Origin of the sequence: Flagellimonas alvinocaridis, assembly GCF_004916895.1 — a bacterium.
Lineage (GTDB): Bacteria > Bacteroidota > Bacteroidia > Flavobacteriales > Flavobacteriaceae > Flagellimonas > Flagellimonas alvinocaridis.
The window spans coordinates 1-452 of sequence record NZ_SNTZ01000087.1 but is presented as its reverse complement, the minus strand read 5'-3'; the positions used below and the strand labels follow the sequence as shown (position 1 = coordinate 452).

The window sequence follows — 452 nt, the reverse complement described above, 5'->3', positions numbered from 1 at the left end:
AGCCTCTAGTCGATAGAATAATGTAGGTAAGGGAAGTCGGCAAACTAGATCCGTAACTTCGGGAAAAGGATTGGCTCCAGTGGTTGGAACGGTTGGCCAGGTGGTTGATGCTTGTCCGGCGCAGTTCTGTCTGCTTGATGCTTTCGGGTTGATGGCGGACTAGTGATTGTGCTTGCTTGCGGACGCTTTCTGGTGTGTGCTTGGACCTCGGTTCTAGTATCCTGATCGCTCATCTAAACAACCGTACTGGAACCGGTACGGACTCAGGGAATCCGACTGTCTAATTAAAACAGAGGTGACAGATGGTCCTTGCGGACGTTGACTGTCACTGATTTCTGCCCAGTGCTCTGAATGTTAAATCGTAGTAATTCGAGTAAGCGCGGGTAAACGGCGGGAGTAACTATGACTCTCTTAAGGTAGCCAAATGCCTCGTCATCTAATTAGTGACGCGC

1 rRNA gene is annotated in these 452 nt (G+C 49.8%); it reads left to right on the top strand.

The window, feature by feature from the left end:
- Positions 1 to 17 precede the first annotated feature (17 nt).
- Positions 18 to 452 (top strand): 23S ribosomal RNA (locus EZV76_RS17970); the annotation flags it as partial.